Below are 20,575 nucleotides of genomic sequence, written 5' to 3'. Positions count from 1 at the left end.
GTCAGGTATGCAAACGCGCCGGTTTACCGGCCAGGATCAAGTCAGGCGCGCCAACGCCAGCGGGCCAGGGCCTTGATGACTTTCATCCAGAGTTTGCGAGTGACCACCACGATGGCGTTTCCAGAAGGGAGTTGAACAGCGTCGGCCAACGTTATCTCAGCGGCCGGGTCCAGGCAACCGCGAATTAGCTCGCGCAGATCGTCAATCACCAGCGCTGGCGACTCTTCGGCAATCGGACGACCGTGGTTGTAGCCATAACTCAGGGCCACACACTTGACCCCCGCCGCCTTCGACGCCAGCACATCGCTGCGCGAATCGCCGACGAACAACGATTGCGACGCCGGGATGTTGGCCATTTTCATCACGAAAAACAGCGCGGCCGGGTCGGGTTTTTTCTGTGGCAGGGTGTCGCCACCGATGATCCATTTGAAGTAGCGGCCGATCTTCATCTGATCCAGCAGCGGCGCGACGAAGCGCTCCGGCTTGTTGGTGATCAGCGCCATCTCCACGCCTTGCTTGTTCAGCCACTTGAGGGTGTCGCGCACGCCGGGGTAAACCACCGTGAGTTCGTGACCGGCCCCATAAAAGCCGTTGAACAATTCCAGGGCATGCTCGGCTTCGACCTCATCGACGCCCTCGGCGTCGATGTGATTGGCCAACGCCCGGCGCACCAGCATGTGCACACCGTTGCCCACCCACTCACGCACCGCTTCGATGCCGGCAGGTTGGCGCCCGAGTTTGAGCAGCATGTTATCCACAGCCGCCGCGAGGTCGGGGACCGAATCGATCAGCGTGCCATCCAGATCGAACATCACCAGACGCGGCAAACGCCCCGGGAACAGCTGCTCAAAGCCACTCATGGGCGAGCCAGCGCCAGTTCGGAACGCATCTTCTCGATGACTTCCTGATAGTTCGGCGCATTGAAGATCGCCGAACCGGCGACGAAGGTGTCAGCACCTGCTGCCGCGATTTCACGAATGTTGTTCACGTTCACGCCGCCGTCGATTTCCAGGCGGATGTCGCGACCGGAAGCATCGATCAGCGCCCGTGCTTCACGCAGTTTGTCGAGGGTGCCCGGGATGAATTTCTGCCCGCCGAAGCCCGGGTTTACGCTCATCAGCAGGATCATGTCGACCTTGTCCATCACGTACTTGAGTACGTCCAGCGGCGTCGCCGGGTTGAACACCAGGCCCGACTTGCAGCCGCCTTCGCGGATCAGTTGCAGGGAACGGTCGACGTGCTGCGTGGCTTCCGGGTGGAAGGTGATGTAGGTCGCGCCGGCTTCGATGAAGTCGCCGACGATGCGGTCCACCGGGCTGACCATCAGGTGCGCGTCGATCGGCGCGGTGATGCCGTACTTGCGCAGCGCCGAGCAGACCATCGGGCCGATGGTCAGGTTCGGCACATAGTGGTTATCCATGACATCGAAGTGCACGAAGTCGGCGCCGGCGGCCAGGACATTGTCCACTTCTTCGCCCAGGCGGGCGAAGTCGGCGGAGAGAATCGACGGAGCAATTACGAAGGGCTGCATGACGCACCTTTTCTGAGCAGAATCACGATGGCGCGCATTGTAGCCTCATGCTTTGTCGCGCGCACTGTGACCGCGATGATCAGTAGGCCGCTCGGTAGATCTTCTCGATATCGACAGCGCTCAGTTTGCGCGGATTATTGCGCATCAGGCGCTCGATGCCGGCGGCTTCAACAGCCATGGCCGGAATGGCATCCTCCGGAACGCCGAAACTGCGCAGGCCCAAGGGGATTTCCACTGCCGCACACAATTCGGTCATCGCCTCCACGGCTTTGTCGGCCGCTTCATTGGCGCTCAGATGAGCGGTCTTTACGCCCATGGCCTCGGCAATATCCTGCATGCGTTCAACGCAGGCCATCTTGTTCCAGGTCATGACATAAGGCAGCAGCAAGGCGTTGCTGACGCCATGGGCAATGTTGAAGCGCCCGCCCAGTGGATACGCCAGCGCATGCACCGCGCCAACCCCGGCATTGCCGAACGCCATGCCGGCCATCAGGCTGGCGGTGGCCATGTCTTCGCGGGCTTGCAGGTTGGACGAATTGGCGTAGGCCTTGGGCAGCGCCTTGGCGATCAGCTTGATCGCGCCAATGGCAAGGGAATCGGTAATCGGCGAGGCATTGACTGACAGATAGGATTCGATGGCATGCACCAGCGCATCAACACCACTGGCGGCGGTGACACCGCGCGGGCAGGTCAGGGTCATTTGCGGACTGACCAGCGCCACGTCCGGCAGCAGATAGTCGCTGACGATGCCCTTCTTCAACTGCGCGACCTTGTCGGAGAGGATCGCCACATTGGTCACTTCCGAGCCGGTGCCGGCGGTTGTCGGGATGGCGATCAGCGGTGGGCCTTTGCGCGGGACCTGATCGATGCCGAACAAATCCTCCAGAGCGCCGTGGTAACCGGCATACGCGGCCACGCTTTTGGCGATGTCGATGGCGCTTCCGCCACCCAGGCCGATCAATCCGTCATGACCGCCGTCGCGGTAAACCCGCATGCAGTCTTCGACGATGGCGATTTCCGGGTCCGGCAACACGCGGTCGAAAATTTCGTAGCTGCGACCACCCAATTGCGCCAGCGCCAGCTCTACCGTGCCGGATTTGACCAGGGCGGCGTCGGTGACGATCAGCGGGTTGTCGATGTCCAGGCGTGTCAGTTCCGCCGCCAGTTGCTCGATGGCCCCGGCGCCGGTGATCAGTTTGTGAGCGATTTTGAAAGAGGAAAGACTCATGTGCGCAGCCTCTTATAGATGTGGGAGCTGGGCACAATATTAGCTGGGGATTGCGGGTTGTCTGCCATTCAGGGCATGAATGACCCAGCCCGGCTTTCGCATCTCCCCTGTAGGAGCCGGCTTGCTGGCGAATGGCGCAACGCGGTGCACCTGATACATCGCGTTGCATCTTTCGCCAGCAAGCCGGCTCCTGCAGGGTGTGGTGTCAGACCTGCGCGGTACGCAGTTTTTCGCTGCGGCCGCGTAGCCATTCCAGGGTCAGCAGCAGGATCACCGAGAAGGCGATCAACAGCGTCGCCGCAGCGGCGATGGTCGGGCTGAGGTTTTCGCGGATGCCGCTGAACATCTGCCGTGGCAACGTCGCTTGCTCGGGGCCGGCGAGGAACAGGGTTACCACCACCTCATCGAACGACGTGGCGAAGGCGAACAGCGCACCGGAAATCACCCCAGGCGCGATCAACGGCAAAGTCACCCGGCGGAACGCCGTCAGCGGCGAAGCACCGAGACTGGCCGCAGCGCGCACCAGGTTCTGGTTAAAGCCCTGCAAGGTCGCGGACACGGTGATGATCACGAACGGAACACCCAAAACGGCGTGCACCACGATCAGCGAGAAGAAGCTGTTGCCCAACCCCAGCGGCGCAAAAAACAGATAGCTGGCGACACCGATGATTACCACCGGCACCACCATCGGAGAAATGACCAGCGCCATCACCAACGGCTTGCCGGGAAAGTCGCCGCGAGTCAGGCCAATGGCCGCCAACGTACCGAAAACCATGGCCAACACTGTCGCCGCCGGGGCGACGATGATGCTGTTCTTCAAGGCGCGCATCCACTCCGCCGAAGCGAAGAAATCGTGATACCACTGCAGCGAGAAACCTTGCAGCGGGTAAACCAGGAAGCTGCCAGAGTTGAACGACAGCGGAATGATCACCAGCACCGGCAGGATCAGGAATAACAGGATCAAGCCGCAGAGAATCCGCAAGCTGTAGAACCACACCCGTTCAATGGGCGACATGTAAGGACTCAGCATTTCGTTCTCCCCTTAGCTCAGGCGCAGGCGACTGGCGCCCACCAGCCAGCTGTAAATCAGATAAAGCACGACCGTCGCCAGGAGTAGCAGCCCGCCGAGTGCCGTCGCCATGCCCCAGTTGATGCTGGTGTTGGTGTAGAAGGCGACGAAGTAGCTGACCATTTGGTCGTTCGGGCTGCCCAGCAGCGCCGGGGTGATGTAGTAGCCGATGGCGAGGATGAACACCAACAGGCACCCGGCGCCGACACCGGCATAGGTCTGCGGGAAGTACACCCGCCAGAAACTGGCGAACGGGTGGCAGCCGAGGGAAATCGCGGCGCGCATGTAGGTCGGCGAGATGCCTTTCATCACGCTGTAGATCGGCAGGATCATGAACGGCAACAGGATGTGCACCATCGAGATGTAGACGCCGACACGGTTGAACACCAGTTCGATCGGCTTATCGATTATGCCCATGGCCATTAGGCCGCTGTTGATCAGCCCTCCCGATTGCAGCAGTACGATCCACGCTGCGACGCGCACCAGGATCGAGGTCCAGAACGGCAGCAGCACCAGGATCATCAGCAGGTTGCTTTGCCGCGAGGGCAGGTTGGCCAGCAGATAAGCCAATGGGTACGCCAGCACCAGGCAGATAACGGTGATGATCAGGCCCATCCAGAAGGTGCGGGCGAAGATGTCCAGGTAGATCGCCTGATCCGGTGTCGCCGGGGCCAGTTCGCCAAGGTCATCAATGCGGTGATCGACGGCGGCCAGCAAGTAGTACGGCGTGATGCTGCTGGTGTTGCGGCGTACGGCTTGCCAATAGGCTGGGTCGCCCCAACGTTCGTCGAGACCTTCCAGCGCTTCTTTATAAGAGGTGGGTTCAGTAGCGAACGGCAGGGCGCGTGCAGTTTTGGTCAGCAGGCTGCGGTAGCCGGCCAACTCCATGTTCAGGCGTTTGGACAAATCGCCCAGGGTTTGATTCTTGCGCGCTTCAGCGAGGTCTTCGCTGGCGGCTTTGTAAACCGGTTCAGCGGGCAGGCCGCGGCCGTCCCAACTGGCAATGGCCGTCACGGTGCGCGGCATGCCGCCGACCACTTCCGGGTTACCGACGCTTTTGTAGAGCAGCGCCGCAATCGGCACCAGGAACACCAGCAGCAGGAACAGCACCAATGGCGCGATCAAGGCCTGGGCTTTCCAGCGGTTGACCCGCTCGGCGTGCTTGAGCCGCTGCTTCAAGGTGGGGTCAGTGCCCGTGGTCACGGGAACGGCGATAGCCATGGCGTACTCCGGAAATCTTTGATCAATCGATAATGTGGGTGCGAACTTTGTGGCGAGGGAGCTTGCTCGCGCTGGGCTGCGAAGCGGCCCCAAATGTGTGGTGGCAATACCCATTTTGTGAGTGCTGCGCACTCAAGCGGGACCAAGTTCCCTCGCCACAAAAGCCCGCCCTCACAGGAGGGCGAGCCCTCTATTACTTCGCAGCCCAGGAATTGAAGCGCTGTTCCAGTTGCTCGCCGTTGTCAGCCCAGAAGCTGACATCGATCTGCACCTGGTTGGCGATGTTTTCCGGGGTGGTCGGCATGTCTTTCAGGACATCCTTGGACAGCAACGGGACGGCTTGAGTGTTGGCCGGGCCGTAGGCGATGTTTTCCGAGTAGGTCTTCTGCTGTTGTGGCTGTACCGAGAAGGCGATGAATTTTTTCGCCGCGTCTGCCCGCGCCTTGTCCAGGCCTTTCGGAATCGCCCACGCGTCGAAGTCGTAGATGCCGCCGTTCCAGACCACTTTCAGGTTGCTTTCTTTTTGCACGGCAGCGATACGGCCGTTGTAGGCCGAGCTCATGACCACGTCGCCGGAAGCGAGGTATTGCGGCGGTTGCGCGCCGGCTTCCCACCACTGGATGCTTGGCTTGAGTTCGTCGAGTTTCTTGAACGCGCGGTCCTGACCATCCTTGCTGGCCAGCACTTTGTAGACGTCTTTCGGCGCAACGCCGTCGGCCATCAGAGCGAATTCGAGGGTGTACTTCGCGCCTTTACGCAGGCCACGCTTGCCCGGGAATTGCTTGGTGTCCCAGAAATCCACCCAACTGGTCGGTGCGGTTTTCAGCTTGTCGGCGTTGTAGGCCAACACGGTCGACCACACGAAGAAACCCACGCCACATGGCTGGATAGCGCCTTTGACATAATCTTCGTTTTTGCCGAACAGCGCCGGGTCGAGTGGCTCGAACATGTCCTCGTCGCAACCACGGGACAGTTCTGGCGATTCAACTTCCACCAGGTCCCAGGACACGCTCTTGGTGTCGACCATAGCCTTGACCTTGGCCATTTCACCGTTGTACTCGCCTGCCACGATTTTGCCGTTGCCTGCCGCTTCCCACGGTGCGTAGAAGGCTTTGACTTGCGCAGCCTTGTTCGCCCCGCCAAAGGACACCACGGTCAGGTCCGGGCCAGCCGCCATTGCGCTGGCTGCCCCCATCATGCCCAGTGCCAGAGCGGTGAATTTCAGGGATCTCAACATTTATTGTTCTCTCCACGTGCAGGGTTGGTGTTGTTGAAGCCGGGGCGATCAGTTCGCCTCTAGAAGTGGATCGAGCGCGCGAACGTGTTCGACCTGCCAGCCAAGCGGTACCACATCACCCACCGCCAGCCCGGGATCGAGCTCGGCAATCGGTTGTTTCACGAAGAAGTCGGTCTTGCCACAGACTTCCAGGCGAACCCGGACGTGGTCGCCCAGATAGATGAATTCCGCCACCCTTCCCGAGAAGCGGTTGACGCAGGACTCGCTGGAACCATTGAGGCTCACGCGTTCCGGACGAATCGACAGGGTGACGGGCTCGCCGGTCTTGCCGACATTCACCGCCAGCGCTTCAACTTTTTCACCACGGCCCAATTCGACGACGCAGCGGTCGCCGGTCTGGCTGTGCAGACGGCCATTGAGACGGTTGTTCTCGCCGATGAAGTTGGCGACGAAGGTGTTTTTCGGCTCTTCGTAGAGCGTGCGCGGTGGCGCGATCTGCTGGATTTCGCCTTGATGGAACACCGCTACGCGGTCGGACATGGTCAGCGCTTCACCCTGGTCATGGGTCACGTAAACCACGGTCACGCCCAAACGCTGGTGCAGGTGTTTGATTTCCATCTGCATGTGTTCACGCAGCTGTTTGTCGAGAGCACCGAGAGGTTCGTCCATCAATACCAGTTGCGGCTCGAACACCAGCGCCCGGGCCAGTGCAACGCGCTGCTGCTGGCCGCCGGAGAGTTGCGCCGGGTAACGCTGGGCGAACGTATCGAGCTGCACCATGCTGAGGACTTTTTTGACCTTGGCGCTGACGTCGCTTTTGTTAAGCCCGCGTACGGTCAGCGGGAACGCCAGGTTTTCGGCGACAGTCATGTGCGGGAACAGCGCATAGTTCTGGAACACCATGCCGATGTCGCGCTTGTGCGGCGGCACGTTATTGATGGCCCGCCCGGCCAGCAGGATTTCCCCCGCAGTCGGTGTTTCGAAACCGGCGAGCATCATCAGGCTGGTGGTTTTGCCCGAGCCGGACGGCCCGAGCAAGGTGAGGAATTCGCCTTTGCGAATGTCCAGGTTGAGGTCTTTGACAATCAGGTTCTCGCCGTCGTAGCTCTTTTGCACTCCACGAAAGCTGACCAGAACATCATTGGCCCCTGCACTTGAATCGACCTGGCTCATACCCACACCTTTGTTATTGATGACTGCTGTGGACTAAGCCTAGTGGACGCTGCCGACCGCGCAAATCGGGGGGCAAGAGAGAATCGCCTCAGCAGGATGGAAGTTTGGGGGTAGGGATTGCCCTACAAGGATGGCGGGATTGGATAACGGCAGTGGCAAGCTTGCAGCTACAAGCCGCAAGCACAGGCAAAAGCAATGTCTTGAGGTGTCGCAAATGGATATGCCACCACGAAACCTGAAGGAGCCAGCTTGCTGGCGATGGCGATCTCAATGACGCCATCGCCAGCAAGCTGCTCCTACGGGAGATTCAGTGTACTCAGAGGAGTTTGTGTTCCATCGCGTATTTCACCAACTCAGCCAACGAAGTGATGTTGAGTTTCTGCATCAACCGCGCCTTGTGGGTGCTAATGGTCTTGCTGCTCAATGCCAATTGCTGGGCGATGTCGTTGACGTTTGCGCCTTGGGCCAGGCGTTCGAACACCGAAAACTCACGTTCCGAAAGCAACGAGTGCAACGGCCGCGAATCGGTCAGGCCGACTTCGAAGACCATGCGGTCGGCAAGGTCCGGATCGATATAGCGCCCGCCCGCTGCCACCCGGCGGATGGCGGTCAGCAACAGTGCCGGATCGCTGTCCTTGGTCGCGTAGCCCGCAGCACCGACCTTCAGCGCTCGCGCCGCCATTTGCGCCTCGTCGTGCATCGACAACACAAGAATCACCGGTGGATTGTTCAGCGCACGAATCCGTGGAATCGCCTCCAGGCCGTTAACGCCGGGCATGGAGATGTCCAGCAGCACCACTTCGCAGGGCACGTGGCGCAAGGTTTCGAGCAACTGTTCGCCATTGCTCGCCTCCCCTACCACCAGCAAGTCCTTGGCCAGGCCGATCAATTGCTTGATGCCTTCGCGGACGATGGTGTGGTCTTCGGCTACCAGTACACGGATCACTTACTTCTCCTCATCCAACGGCACGCGCACAATCAGGGTCGTGCCCTCCCCCGGCTCACTTTCAAGCGACAACTGCCCGCCCATGATCAACACACGCTCGCGCATTCCGACCACCCCAAAGGAGGTTGTCCTGCCAGCAACAGGGACAAATCCTACGCCATCATCGCTGATGGTCAGACACAACTCGTTGTCTTCCAGCGCCAGTGTCAGTTCGACAGTATGCGCCTGGGCATGGCGCATGACATTGGTCAGTGCTTCCTGAAGGATGCGAAACAGGCCGATCGCCTTGGCATCGCTGAGCACCGGTAAATTGTCCGGCACCTGCACCAGGCAAGGAATCTGCGTGCGCGCCTCGAACCGACGGGCCTGCCATTCAATGGCCGAGGAGATCCCGGCATCCAGAATCGGCGGGCGCAATGCCGTCGCCACATCGCGCACCAATTGGAACAACTGCGCGATCAAGCGCTTCATGCTGTGCAATCGCTCGTTCAGACCAGGGTCAAGTTGCGCGTAGGCCAATTCGCACATGGAAGTTTCCAACTTGAGAACGGTCAGCATCTGACCCAGCTCGTCGTGGACTTCCCGGGCGATGCGGGCCTTTTCCTCTTCGCGCACGCTTTCCAGGTGTGCGGACAGTTCACGCAGTTGCTCCCGGGAACTGGCCAGCTCCAATTCGATGCGTTTGCTCTCGCTGATGTCCCAGACAATGCCGTCCCAGACATAGGCACCGTCCTCCAGCCGCCGGGTAATCGCCTTGATTTCCGCCCAGCGCTGTTCGCCCTGGCGCGTCAGGATTCGCCCTTGCCAGGACCAGTCGCTGTCAGTGTCCAACGCATGGTCCTGGGTCTGGTGATAGCTGGCTTTGTCGTCAGGATGCACCAGGCTGCGCAGGCCTTTGTCGCGATGGGCCAGGACTGCCGGCGCATAGCCGACCAGGCTCTCGCTGCCCTCACTGATGTAGGCAAAGTCGATCTGACCTGTCACCGGCGCGCGCTCCAGCCGAAAAACCAGGCCGGGCACGTTCGCCGCGATTCCCTGCAACCGCGCTTCACTTTCCTGCAACGCGGCCAAGGCGCGGCGGCGGTCGGTGACATCGGTGAGGTAAACCACCAGGTACTCGCCGTCGCGAAAACGCAGGAAGCTCAACGAAACATCTGCTGGGAGAATGCTGCCATCGAATCGCACGCAGTTGGTTTCGAAACTTTGCGGCGTGTCGTCGCTGGCCCTGGCGCTTTTCCACAGATTCAGCCAACGATCCATGTGCAGGCCCGGTTCGAAGTCGATCAATGGCCGATCGATGATCCCGCCTGGCCCATAGCCCAGCATGGTTTCGGCAGCGCGGTTGGCGTAGCGCACATGGCTGTCCCAGTTGACCCAAAGAATGCCGACGGTGCTCTGATCGATGGAAAATTGCGTCAGTCGCAACGCTTCTTCGCTGGCGGCACGCAAGGCAATGTCTTCCTGTGCCGCCGCCAATCGCTGCTCCAGGCTGTGCTGCTGGCGGCGTTGCCAGAACACGATGGCCATGCTGCTCAGCGCCAGCACCAACAACAGCAGGCAAAGGTTTTGCCAGAAGCCCGGCGACTCACTGAGTCGTGGGTACTTGGGTTGCAGCCATTGACTGTGCAGTTGCTCCAGGTCCTTGGCCGGGATCGCCCGCAATGCACTTTCGACAATACCGGCCAGCTCCGGCCGGTCACGCCGAGTGGCCACCCGCAGCAATTGCGGCAAGCCGATATCGCCAACCACCACCAGCCCGGCAAACTCAGGTTCGACCGACAGACGCCCCAATTGCGCTTCATCGACCACGGCATAACCGGCTTGCTGGCTCAACAGCAGTTGCAGTGCTTGACGCTCAACAGGCACGCCCTGAAGGTTCAAGTGCGGATAATTGCCGCGCAGGTAATCGGCGGTGGCGCTGGGCATGCGCACGGCGACGCGGGTTTGGCTGTCGAGTTTTTCCAGTTCAACCGCACCGGTACTTTTCTGGTCGCTGACCACCAGTTGCGGCACGCGCATGTACGGATCGGAAAACTGCCAGAGACGAAGGCCACCGGGGGTTTGGGTCATGCCCGGCGCAATGTCGATTTCACCTGCACGCGCAGCGGCTTCCAGTTGTTCAAGGTCAGGAAAGTTACGCCAGCTCAGCTCGACCTTGAGCGCCTTGGCCAACCATTTCATCAGCTCGACGTTGACCCCGGAGAGACGCTGCAAGCGCCGATCGTATTGCGCATAAGGCGCTTGCAACACCAGCCCGACGCGTAATTCGCCCTGCTGCGCCAGCCATTGCTGTTGCTTGGGCGACAACGTTGCGACGTGCGCTGGGGGCACGGCCGCCGCCCAGCCCATCAAGGGAAACCACAAACAGCCGATAACCCACAGGCAGCGAAAACGCATCATCGAACTCTCACACACTGACAAATACTGACCAACCCATTAGGCTGCCGGAATAACTTCTGGCCTGGAATAACCGATGCCCCTTGTCTACCGCCTGGCGCTGCCAGCATTGTGCCTGTCGCTGATCCTGCCATGCGCTTTTTCCGTCGAGGCCGCCGCCCCGGCGCCTGCCGCCGCGGAAAAAACTGCCGAAGAGAAACCACTCGAACGCCAGCCGCTGCCTGAGCGTAGTCAGGAAGAAGCGACAGCACTCGAACGAAAAATCCCGGCCAATGAACAGCAACAGCTGCAAGCAGGCAGCGACACCTTCCTGGCCTTGTGGAAACCGGCCAATACCGCCGAACCCAAAGGTGCGGTGATTATCATCCCCGGCGCTGGCGAAACCGTTGACTGGCCTCAAGCAATCGGCCCGCTGCGGCGCAATTTGCCTGACGCCGAATGGAGCAGTTTGAGTATCACCTTGCCGGACTTGCAAAGCGATGCCATTGCGCCCCGCGTCGTCGAAGCGCCACCGGCGCCGAAAACACCGGACGTCAGCACCAAGGACTCGACCACCGCCGCGCCCATCGAGCAGGCAGCCGGCGGGGAAGCGGATGTGGCCGACAAGGCCGTCGCCGAAACCAGCGAAGAACAGTCCAAGGCTGATGCCGAGCGCATTTTCGCCCGCATCGACGCGGCCATTGCATTCGCCGAACAGCAAAGTGCTCGCAGCATTGTGGTGTTGGGGCATGGCACTGGCGCTTACTGGGCCGCGCGTTATTTGAGTGAAAAACAGACATCGCAGGTCGAACGATTTGTCATGGTCGCGGCGCAGACACCGGTTCAAGCGAAGCCCGAACTGGATGAACTGACGCCAACGCTGAAGCTGCCTGTTGCAGACATTTTCTACATGGACAAACCGCTGGATCGCAACGCGGCGCTGGCCCGGCTACAGGCCAGCAAACGCTTGAAGGCGTCGGCGTTCAGCCAGGTTTCACTCAAGGCATTGCCGGGCAATTCCAAGGCCCAGCAGGAGCAGTTGGTTCGGCGGGTGCGGGGTTGGTTGAATCCGCAGAATGCGTCTGACTGACAGAACCCGTTGCGCCCATCGCTGGCAAGCCAGCTCCTACAGGTTCCTTGATTGCCGCAAGCGGCGAGCACGACACAAAACCTGTAGGAGCTGGCTTGCCGGCGATAGCTTAATCACTGGCAATACAACACTTCCCGGCTAGCGAAAATCCCGCCGCTGTCGAATCAACTTATACGCACTGTGCAGTTCGCGCGTCTTTTCGGTGGCCTCGCGAACTTGCGAATCCGTCGCACCACTGCCGGCAATCTTGTCCGGGTGATGGCGACTGAGCAGGCGGCGATAGGCGCGTTTGATCTGTACCGGCTCCGTGGTGGCCGACACGCCCAAAAGCCGCATGGCGTCTTGATAGGTTGCGCCTTTGTTGGCCAGGGACCGTTTCTGCGGCTCATAGTCGGTCGCCAATGCCCGCACTTGATGCGTCGACCAACCCAGCCACTTGCCCCACTGAATGATCAGCTCGCGCTCACGATTGCCAGCCCGACCGTCTGCCCAGATCATCCGCCAGCAGGCGCGTAGAACGCCTTCGGCCGCATGGGGTTGAGCACTCAGGCGCCGCAAATATCCTCGCAGCCGGTCATTGCCCGATTTGCCGCGGTTGAAGGCGGCGATCGCCCGGCGCTGGGCTGACTCGCTCATATCCAGCGCGCGCATTTCCTGGCGTGCCTGCTGGATATGACCTTCCATCACCCGACCGTCGCACTTGGCCAACCTTCCGAGCAACACAAACAGCAATTCATCGTTGCGCAGCGCCGGGCGACCACCGAGCTTTTCCAGCAGGTGCGCCCAACTCTGCAGATGCATGCGCCGATCCAGCGCCTGCCCCAGCAACGCACCCAACATGGCCCCCGGAATGCTGGCAATGGCAAAACCCGCTCCGGCTCCAACAAGAGTCCCTGGCCACAGCATTTCAGCGTCTCGCTTCAATCAGAGTTTCAGCTTCAGCCAAGCGCTCGTGCGTGCCGACATCGACCCACAGCCCGTTCATTCGCTCGCCGGATACCTGCCCATTCGCCATCGCGGCCCGCAGCAACGGCGCCAGCTTGAATGCCCCGGCCGAGCAACCTTCGAACAGTTGCGGATGCAGCACCGCGATGCCACTGTAGGTGAGCGTAGCTGTTCCCGATTGGCCGTCGCGAACGAGTCCGTCGATCAGCTGGAAATCTCCGGCAGGGTGATGGGCCGGGTTGTCCGCCAACACCAGGTGAGCCAGGCCCACTAGCGGTTGATGCAGCACGCAGAAGTCGTAATCGGTCCAGATATCACCATTGACCACCACGAAGGCCTCATCACCCAGCAATGGCAACGCGCGGAAAATCCCGCCGCCGGTTTCCAGCGGCTCCCCTTCCGGCGAGTACTGGATGCTGACGCCATAGCGCGAGCCATCGCCCAGATAATCTTCGATTTGCTGACCGAGCCAGGCATGGTTGATCACGATCTCGGTAAAACCGGCAGCGGCCAGCGCACGCAGGAGATACTCGATCAGCGGCACCCCGCCGGCGCGAACCAGCGGTTTGGGCGTGGTCAGGGTCAGCGGGCGCATGCGCTCACCCTTGCCCGCCGCCAGAATCATCGCCTTCATGCCTTTACTCCAGCGCGCAGACTGGCCAGCAACACATCCAGCTCGGCCAGTTCAGGACGACGGGCGATGACTGCATCTATATAAGCAAAGAAACGCGGCACATCGCCCAGGTAACGCGGTTTTCCGTCGCGATGGCAGATGCGCGCGAATATACCGATCACCTTCAGGTGACGCTGCACACCCATCAAGTCGCTGGCGCGCAGGAAATCTTCGAAGTCTGGCTGCACCGCAATATTCAGCGCCGAAGCCTGTTGCCAGTAGCTTTCCAGCCAACCGCGCACACGCTCTTCGGGCCAGCTGAGGAAAGCATCCTTGAACAGGCAAGTGACGTCGTAGGTCACCGGGCCGTAGACCGCGTCCTGGAAATCCAGCACGCCGGGGTTCGGCTCGCTGAGCATCAGGTTGCGCGGCATGTAGTCGCGGTGCACCAGGACCTTCGGCTGCGCCAGGGCGCTGTCGATCAGCAAATCGCTGACTTGCTGCCAGAGCACTTGCTGCGCCGCATCGAACTCGATACCCAGTTCACGCTTCACGTACCACTCGGGGAACAGTTCCAGTTCGCGGCGCAACAACGCCACGTCATAACTTGGCAGTGGCGCAACCATCGGCAACTGCTGAAAAGCCAACAGTGCTTGCAGCGCATCACTGAACAAATCGTCGGCATTTTCGCTGTCGATTACGTCCAGATAGGTCTTGTTGCCCAGGTCGTTGAGCAAAAGAAACCCGCGCTCAAGGTCTTCGGCATAAATTTTCGGAACATTTATTCCCGATTTCGCCAGCAAAAAAGCGATATCCACGAAGGGTTTACAGTTTTCCTGAGGCGGTGGCGCATCCATTACGATGAAACTTCTGCCCGCGCCTTCCCAACGGAAATAACGCCGAAAACTCGCGTCGCTACTGGCCGCGGTCAACGTGGCCGGGGGTATGGCACCCCAACCCTGTTCTGCAAAAAGGATCGCCAATTGCTCATCGAGCCAAACTTTCAGGTGTTGCAAACGTACATCTTGGTCAGGCATTGCAAGGGTCTCCGACGGCGCTAGCCGTCAAGCGGGTCATGCTTTATTATCCAGCATCTTTTTCAGACCATCGAGAGGCGTGCGGCCCACACCGCGGGCAGATGGCACGCAGGAAGCCCGGACTAATAAGATGGCATTGAAATCCCCCGCGTTTCGTAAAAAATTTCCGTTGTTGGTAACCGGCAGTTTGCTGGCCTTGCAACCTCTAGCCACTTCCTACGTGGTCGCCGCGGAACAGTATGACTGCTCAGTCTCTGCTTCGGGTGCCTGGGACTGTGCCCCAAAATCGCCAGCGGCGGCACTGCCACCGCGCCCTGTCCATGAGGGCAGCGCAGTCAGCGCAACCGGCGAGACCTCATCCGAGGCTGGCTCCAGCGAAGACACTGGCGCCAAGCCTGCACTGGTCACCGAAGCCAAAGGCCGCGGCATGAAGTCTCGTAGCGAAGACTACAGTCACCTCGACTGGGTTCCGCGCGAACAGCTTACCGCAGCCCAGTTGGCAGAAACCGGTCCTTATTGCTCTGGCTCCTATATCGAACCGATTCGTCCTGGCATGAATGACAAGACGAATAAAAGTGATGCACCTACCTTTATCGGCGCAAAAGCCTCCCGCTATAAGCAGGATGAGCAAGTCGCGACTTTGGCGGGTGACGTCGTCATGCGCCAGGGCAGCATGCAGGTCGAAGCCGACGAAGCCAGCTTGTACCAGGCCGAGAGCCGTGGCGAACTGAGCGGCAACGTCCGTATTCGCGACAATGGTGCGCTGATTGTGGGCGACCACGCCGACGTGCAACTCGACACCGGCGAAGCCAAGGTCGATAACGCCGAATACGTGATGCACAAATCCCGTATCCGCGGTAACGCGCTGTACGCCAAACGCGCCGAAAACGCGATCATCCGCCTCAAGGACGGTACGTACACCACGTGCGAACCGAACAGCAACGCCTGGCAACTCAAGGGCAACAACATCACCTTGAACCCGGCGACCGGCTTCGGTACCGCAACCAACGTGACACTGCGGGTCAAGGACATTCCAGTCCTGTACACGCCGTACATCTATTTCCCGATCGACGACCGTCGCCAGTCCGGTTTCCTGCCGCCGACCATCGGCACCGGCAGCGATACCGGCTTCCTGCTGGTCACCCCGTACTACTTCAACCTGGCGCCGAACTACGATGCCACGTTGTACCCGCGCTACATGAGCGATCGCGGTTTGTTGATGGAAGGTGAGTTCCGCTACCTGACCAAATCCAGCGAAGGTCAGTTCGGTGCCGCGTACCTCAACGACGAGAACGACGATCGCAAAGAGCAGACTGATTACGAAAAAACCCGATACATGTACAACTGGCAGCACAAGGGCGGTCTCGATTCGCGCGTACTGACGCAAGTCGATTACACCAAGATCAGCGATCCTTACTACTTCCAGGATCTGCAGACAGACCAGATTGGCGTAAAAAGCACTGACTATGTGAACCAGCAGGGCGCCGTCACCTACCGTGGCGACAACTATACCGCCCGTGTGAACGCCCAGGCCTACCAACTGGCGACCGTGTCGAACATCACGCCATATGACCGTTTGCCGCAGATTACCTTCGATGGTGCACTGCCTTATCATCCGGGTGGCCTGGATTTCGCGTACAACACCGAGCTCGTACGGTTTGACCGGGATCTGCAAAAAGGCAGCTTCACCAATGAAGACGGCGAAGTGGAACCACGCCTGGACACTAACGTTCAAGGCCTGGCTCGTGCCACCGGCGATCGCCTCAACCTTGCGCCAGCCGTCAGCCTGCCGCTGGACTGGACGTACGGTTTCGTAAAACCAACGCTCAAGTACCAGTACACGCAGTACCAGTTGGATCTGGACAGTCTCGGTAAAGATCAAATCGCAGCCCAGGGTCCTGAGGGCGACCGACTCAACGGTACCTATAGCCGTGACCAGAACCGTGGCGTACCGATCGCCAGCATCGACAGCGGCCTGTACTTCGATCGCAACACTCAATGGTTTGGCAAAAACTATCGCCAGACCCTTGAGCCGCGCCTGTACTACCTCTATGTCCCGGAGAAGGACCAGGAAGACATTCCAGTCTTCGATACCGGCGAGTACACCTTCAACTATGCGTCGCTGTTCCGTGACAACCGTTTCTCTGGTTCCGACCGCGTCGGTGACGAGAACAAGCTCTCGCTGGGCGTGACCAACCGCTGGATCGAAGACGATGGCTTTGAACGTCAACGCATCAGCGTCGGCCAGGCCTTGTACTTCAAGGACCGCGAAGTCCAGTTGCCGGGTATCGATGCAAAAACCCGTGATGATGCGCACTCCGACGTTTCGCCTTATGCGCTGGAGTACGAATATCGCTGGAACCGTGATTGGCGCACCACCGCCGATTACAACTGGGATCCGGACAGCCGCAGCCCTCGCTCGGGTAGCGCGATGTTCCACTACCAGCCTGAAGACAACCCGAACAAGGTCATCAACGCCGGCTATCGCTATCGTAACGACCAGATTCGTTACGACCAGAACACGGGTAAATGGCAAGTGGGCGGCGGTGACTATGGCACCCCGGGTCAGCCTGGCTATGTGAAGGACTACTACAAAATCGAACAGCACGACTTCTCGGTGATCTGGCCGATCGTGCCGCAATGGAACGCCATCAGCCGCTGGCAGTACGACTACAACCGCAACCGTACCCTGGAAGCCTTCGGTGGTTTCGAGTACGACAACTGCTGCTGGAAACTGCGCCTGATCAACCGTTACTGGGTCAGCTATGACGAATTCAGTCAGAACGCCCCGGAAAACGAAAAAGGCGACCACGGCGTCTTCCTCCAAATTGTTCTGAAGGGACTCGGCGGCCTCACCGGCGCCAAGGTAGAGAGCTTCCTCGACAAAGGCATCCAAGGTTATCGTGAACGTGAAGACCAAGCTTTCTGATTGTCTGCGCCCGCTGCTGCTGGGCGCGCTGTTCCTGGGTACCGCGGCCAACGCCGCGGTACAGTCCATCGATAAAGTGGTGGCTATCGTCGACAACGACGTAGTCATGCAGAGCCAACTGGACCAGCGCGTCCATGAAGTTCAGCAAACCATCGCCAAGCGCGGCTCTGCCGTGCCACCGGCCAGCGTGCTTGAGCAACAAGTGCTGGAACGCCTGATTGTCGAGAACCTGCAACTGCAGATCGGCGAACGTTCCGGTATCCGCATCACCGATGAAGAACTGAACCAGGCCGTCGGCACCATTGCCCAGCGCAATAACATGTCGGTCGAGCAGTTCCGCGCCGCCCTGACTCATGACGGCCTGTCTTACGACGACGCTCGTGACCAGATCCGCCGCGAAATGGTCATCAGCCGTGTGCGCCAGCGCCGGGTGGCAGAGCGCATCCAAGTTTCCGAGCAGGAAGTTAAGAACTTCCTCGCTTCGGACATGGGCAAAATGCAACTGTCCCAAGAATTCCGCCTGTCGAACATCATGATTGCCACGCCGGAAAGCGCCAACTCCGACGCCATTCAGAATGCAGCCAGACAGGCTGACGCGGTGTACCAGCAACTCAAGCAAGGCGCCGACTTCGGTCAACTGGCCCTCGCCAAATCCGCCAGTGAAACCGCACTGGAAGGCGGCGACATGGGCTGGCGTAAAGCCGCTCAACTGCCACCTCCGTTCGATCGCCTGCTGAGCACCATGGCCGTTGGCGATATCACCCAGCCAATGCGTACGCCGGGTGGCTTCATCATCCTGAAGATCACCGACAAGCGTGGCGGTGAAGCCCAGGTGCGTGACGAAGTGCATGTCCGCCACATCCTGGTCAAACCAAGTCCGATCCGTGACGAAGCAAAAACCAAGGCCCTGGCCGAGTCGCTCTACAGCCGCATCGAGTCGGGTGAAGACTTCGGCGAACTGGCGAAAAGCTACTCGGAAGACCCGGGTTCTGCGCTCAACGGTGGCGATCTGAGCTGGATCGACCCGAACGCACTGGTACCCGAGTTCCGCGAAGTGATGGCCAAGACCCCGCAAGGTCAGCTGTCCAAGCCGTTCCAGACTCAATACGGCTGGCACGTACTGGAAGTCCTTGGCCGTCGCGCCACCGACAGCACCAACCAGGCTCGCGAGCAACAAGCGATGACCGTACTGCGTAACCGCAAATACGACGAAGAGCTGCAAACCTGGCTGCGTCAGATTCGTGACGAAGCGTATGTCGAAATCAAACTCCCTGGCGCCGACCAGGCAGCGCAGTGAAACCCCAACGTTTCGCGCTGACACCCGGTGAACCGGCCGGCATAGGTCCTGACCTGTGCCTGCTGCTCGCCTCGCAAGCCCAGCCACACCCCCTGATTGCCATTACCAGCCGCGACTTGCTCCTTGAGCGGGCCGCGCAGCTGGGTGTGGCTGTCGACTTGCTGCCGGTCTCCCCGGACCACTGGCCCGATGCACCTGCGCCAGCCAACAGCCTGTATGTGTGGGATACACCGCTCAACGCCAAGGTCGTCGCAGGACAACTCGACAAAGCCAATGCCGCTTTCGTCCTGGAAACCCTGACCCGCGCCGGCCAAGGCTGTCTGGATGGGCATTTCGCTGGAATGATCACCGCCCCGGTGCACAAGGGCGTGATCAATGAATCCGGCATCGCCTTTTCCGGGCACACGGAATTTCTCGCTGACCTGACTCACACCGCACAAGTGGTGATGATGCTCGCCACTCGCGGGTTGCGCGTGGCGCTGGTCACTACGCACCTGCCCCTGCGCGAGATTGCCGATGCGATCACCCCTGAGCGCCTGGAGCGGGTCACACGAATCCTGCACGCCGACCTGCAACAAAAGTTCGGCATCGCCCAGCCACGAATCCTGGTGTGTGGGCTCAACCCCCATGCCGGTGAAGGCGGACACCTGGGCCATGAAGAAATTGACATCATCGAACCCACATTAGAGCGCCTGCGCGGCGAGGGCATGGACCTGCGCGGCCCCCTGCCCGCCGACACTCTGTTTACCCCCAAATATCTGGAGCACTGCGACGCGGTGCTGGCGATGTACCACGACCAGGGCCTGCCTGTACTGAAATACAAAGGCTTCGGCGCGGCAGTCAACGTGACCCTGGGCTTGCCGATCATTCGCACATCAGTGGACCACGGCACCGCCCTGGACCTGGCTGGCAGCGGAAAAATCGACACCGGCAGCCTGCAAGTCGCCCTGGAAACCGCCTACCAGATGGCCGAGACCCGTTTATGACCGAGCATTACCAACACAAGGCGCGCAAACGCTTTGGCCAGAACTTCCTGCACGACGCCGGCGTTATCGACCGCATCCTGCGCTCCATCCACGCCAAGGCTGAAGACCGTTTGCTGGAAATCGGGCCGGGCCAGGGTGCGCTGACCCAAGGTTTGCTCAACAGCGGCGCGCAACTCGATGTGGTGGAGCTGGATAAAGACCTGATCCCGATCCTCAACCAGCAGTTCGCCGGCAAGAGCAACTTCAATCTGCATCAGGGCGACGCGCTGAAATTCGACTTCAACAGCCTGAACGCCGCACCTGGCAGCCTGCGTGTGGTCGGCAACCTGCCGTACAACATCTCCACGCCGCTGATTTTCCACCTCCTGCACAACTCGCACCTGATTCGCGACATGCACTTCATGCTGCAAAAGGAAGTGGTCGAGCGTCTGGCAGCAGGGCCTGGCGGTGGTGACTGGGGTCGGTTGTCGATCATGGTTCAGTATCACTGCCGGGTTGAGCATCTGTTCAACGTTGGCCCTGGCGCCTTCAACCCGCCACCGAAAGTCGACTCGGCCATCGTGCGACTGGTGCCTCACGCCGTACTGCCGCACCCGGCCAAAGACCACCGCTTGCTGGAGCGTGTGGTGCGCGAAGCTTTCAACCAGCGGCGCAAGACCCTGCGCAACACACTCAAGCTGCTGCTGAGCAACGATGAAATCGAAGCCGCCGGTGTCGACGGCAGCCTGCGACCGGAACAACTCGATCTGGCAGCCTTCGTGCGCCTGGCTGACAAGCTCAGCGAACAATCCCTACAGAAGCCCGCGGACGTCTGACAGACCGCAAGCGTTATCGGGTAGGACACCAGCGCCCATGTCTGGTTTACTACCCGATACTTGGCCTAGACTGAACTCCATC

General features: G+C 60.1%; 17 protein-coding genes. 5 read left to right on the top strand and 12 right to left on the bottom strand.

All coding sequences use genetic code 11. The annotated features are described in order from the left end of the window. Positions 1-41: 41 nt before the first annotated feature. The 9 genes from ABVN21_RS25915 to ABVN21_RS25875 form a co-directional block, all read right to left on the bottom strand. On the bottom strand, positions 42-860 hold the full coding sequence (locus ABVN21_RS25915; protein WP_339554805.1) for a phosphoglycolate phosphatase: 819 nt from the start codon (positions 858-860) through the stop codon (positions 42-44). Continuing rightward, positions 857-1,531 carry a ribulose-phosphate 3-epimerase gene (rpe, locus tag ABVN21_RS25910; protein WP_034147362.1) on the bottom strand — a complete coding sequence of 225 codons (675 nt, stop codon included), beginning with the start codon at positions 1,529-1,531 and terminating at the stop codon, positions 857-859. The genes ABVN21_RS25915 and rpe overlap by 4 nt, the downstream gene beginning before the upstream one ends. Before the next feature lie 79 nt (positions 1,532-1,610). Next, entirely contained in the window at positions 1,611-2,759 is a 1,149-nt protein-coding gene (locus tag ABVN21_RS25905) for an iron-containing alcohol dehydrogenase (RefSeq protein ID WP_339554806.1), read from the bottom strand. A 205-nt stretch (positions 2,760-2,964) separates the two neighbouring features. Next, positions 2,965-3,789, bottom strand: coding sequence for an ABC transporter permease (locus ABVN21_RS25900; RefSeq protein WP_008061581.1), 825 nt, complete (start codon positions 3,787-3,789; stop codon positions 2,965-2,967). Positions 3,790-3,801: 12 nt separating this feature from the next. Then, positions 3,802-5,049, bottom strand: a complete 1,248-nt coding sequence (locus ABVN21_RS25895) for an ABC transporter permease (protein ID WP_339554807.1) — start codon at positions 5,047-5,049, stop codon at positions 3,802-3,804. Positions 5,050-5,242: 193 nt separating this feature from the next. Further along, a complete protein-coding gene (locus ABVN21_RS25890) occupies positions 5,243-6,286 on the bottom strand; it encodes an ABC transporter substrate-binding protein (RefSeq protein WP_339554808.1) in 1,044 nt (347 codons plus the stop codon). Between the two features lie 48 nt (positions 6,287-6,334). After that, the gene (locus ABVN21_RS25885) at positions 6,335-7,459 is read right to left on the bottom strand and encodes an ABC transporter ATP-binding protein (RefSeq protein WP_339554809.1); all 1,125 of its coding nucleotides are present in this window, start codon (positions 7,457-7,459) and stop codon (positions 6,335-6,337) included. Between the two features lie 316 nt (positions 7,460-7,775). Continuing rightward, positions 7,776-8,405, bottom strand: coding sequence for a response regulator transcription factor (locus tag ABVN21_RS25880; protein ID WP_020798801.1), 630 nt, complete (start codon positions 8,403-8,405; stop codon positions 7,776-7,778). Further along, a complete protein-coding gene (locus ABVN21_RS25875) occupies positions 8,406-10,805 on the bottom strand; it encodes a transporter substrate-binding domain-containing protein (protein WP_339554810.1) in 2,400 nt (799 codons plus the stop codon). A 73-nt stretch (positions 10,806-10,878) separates the two neighbouring features. On the opposite strand from ABVN21_RS25875, the gene ABVN21_RS25870 reads away from it, so the two are divergent. Continuing rightward, positions 10,879-11,871, top strand: coding sequence for an alpha/beta hydrolase family protein (locus tag ABVN21_RS25870; protein ID WP_339554811.1), 993 nt, complete (start codon positions 10,879-10,881; stop codon positions 11,869-11,871). Between the two features lie 138 nt (positions 11,872-12,009). On the opposite strand, the gene ABVN21_RS25865 is transcribed toward ABVN21_RS25870, so the two are convergent. Genes ABVN21_RS25865 through ABVN21_RS25855 form a run of 3 tightly spaced genes read right to left on the bottom strand, consistent with a single transcriptional unit; the run spans position 12,010 to position 14,466 of the window. Beyond that, positions 12,010-12,777 (bottom strand): DnaJ domain-containing protein, encoded by a 768-nt coding sequence (locus ABVN21_RS25865; protein WP_339554812.1) that lies wholly within the window; start codon positions 12,775-12,777, stop codon positions 12,010-12,012. A 1-nt stretch (position 12,778) separates the two neighbouring features. Next, positions 12,779-13,450: an N-acetylmuramate alpha-1-phosphate uridylyltransferase MurU gene (murU, locus tag ABVN21_RS25860; protein ID WP_339554813.1), complete on the bottom strand. Its 672-nt coding sequence runs from the start codon at positions 13,448-13,450 to the stop codon at positions 12,779-12,781. Next, entirely contained in the window at positions 13,447-14,466 is a 1,020-nt protein-coding gene (locus ABVN21_RS25855; RefSeq protein ID WP_339554814.1) for a phosphotransferase, read from the bottom strand. Before ABVN21_RS25855 ends, murU begins: the two co-directional genes overlap by 4 nt. A 130-nt stretch (positions 14,467-14,596) precedes the next feature. Here ABVN21_RS25855 and ABVN21_RS25850 point away from each other — a divergent pair, with 130 nt between their 5' ends. Genes ABVN21_RS25850 through rsmA form a run of 4 tightly spaced genes read left to right on the top strand, consistent with a single transcriptional unit; the run spans position 14,597 to position 20,493 of the window. Continuing rightward, entirely contained in the window at positions 14,597-17,395 is a 2,799-nt protein-coding gene (locus ABVN21_RS25850; protein ID WP_339554815.1) for an LPS-assembly protein LptD, read from the top strand. After that, complete coding sequence (surA, locus tag ABVN21_RS25845) at positions 17,370-18,692, top strand: peptidylprolyl isomerase SurA (RefSeq protein WP_339554816.1); 1,323 nt, start codon at positions 17,370-17,372, stop codon at positions 18,690-18,692. The genes ABVN21_RS25850 and surA overlap by 26 nt, the downstream gene beginning before the upstream one ends. Further along, positions 18,689-19,678 carry a 4-hydroxythreonine-4-phosphate dehydrogenase PdxA gene (pdxA, locus tag ABVN21_RS25840; protein ID WP_339554817.1) on the top strand — a complete coding sequence of 330 codons (990 nt, stop codon included), beginning with the start codon at positions 18,689-18,691 and terminating at the stop codon, positions 19,676-19,678. The genes surA and pdxA overlap by 4 nt, the downstream gene beginning before the upstream one ends. Continuing rightward, positions 19,675-20,493: a 16S rRNA (adenine(1518)-N(6)/adenine(1519)-N(6))-dimethyltransferase RsmA gene (rsmA, locus tag ABVN21_RS25835; RefSeq protein ID WP_339554818.1), complete on the top strand. Its 819-nt coding sequence runs from the start codon at positions 19,675-19,677 to the stop codon at positions 20,491-20,493. The genes pdxA and rsmA overlap by 4 nt, the downstream gene beginning before the upstream one ends. The last annotated feature ends 82 nt before the right edge of the window (positions 20,494-20,575 follow it).

The sequence above is a fragment of the Pseudomonas sp. MYb327 genome (genome assembly GCF_040438925.1).
GTDB lineage: Bacteria > Pseudomonadota > Gammaproteobacteria > Pseudomonadales > Pseudomonadaceae > Aquipseudomonas.
Note: the sequence above shows the minus strand (reverse complement) of the source record. Positions and strands in the feature narration are given on the sequence as shown.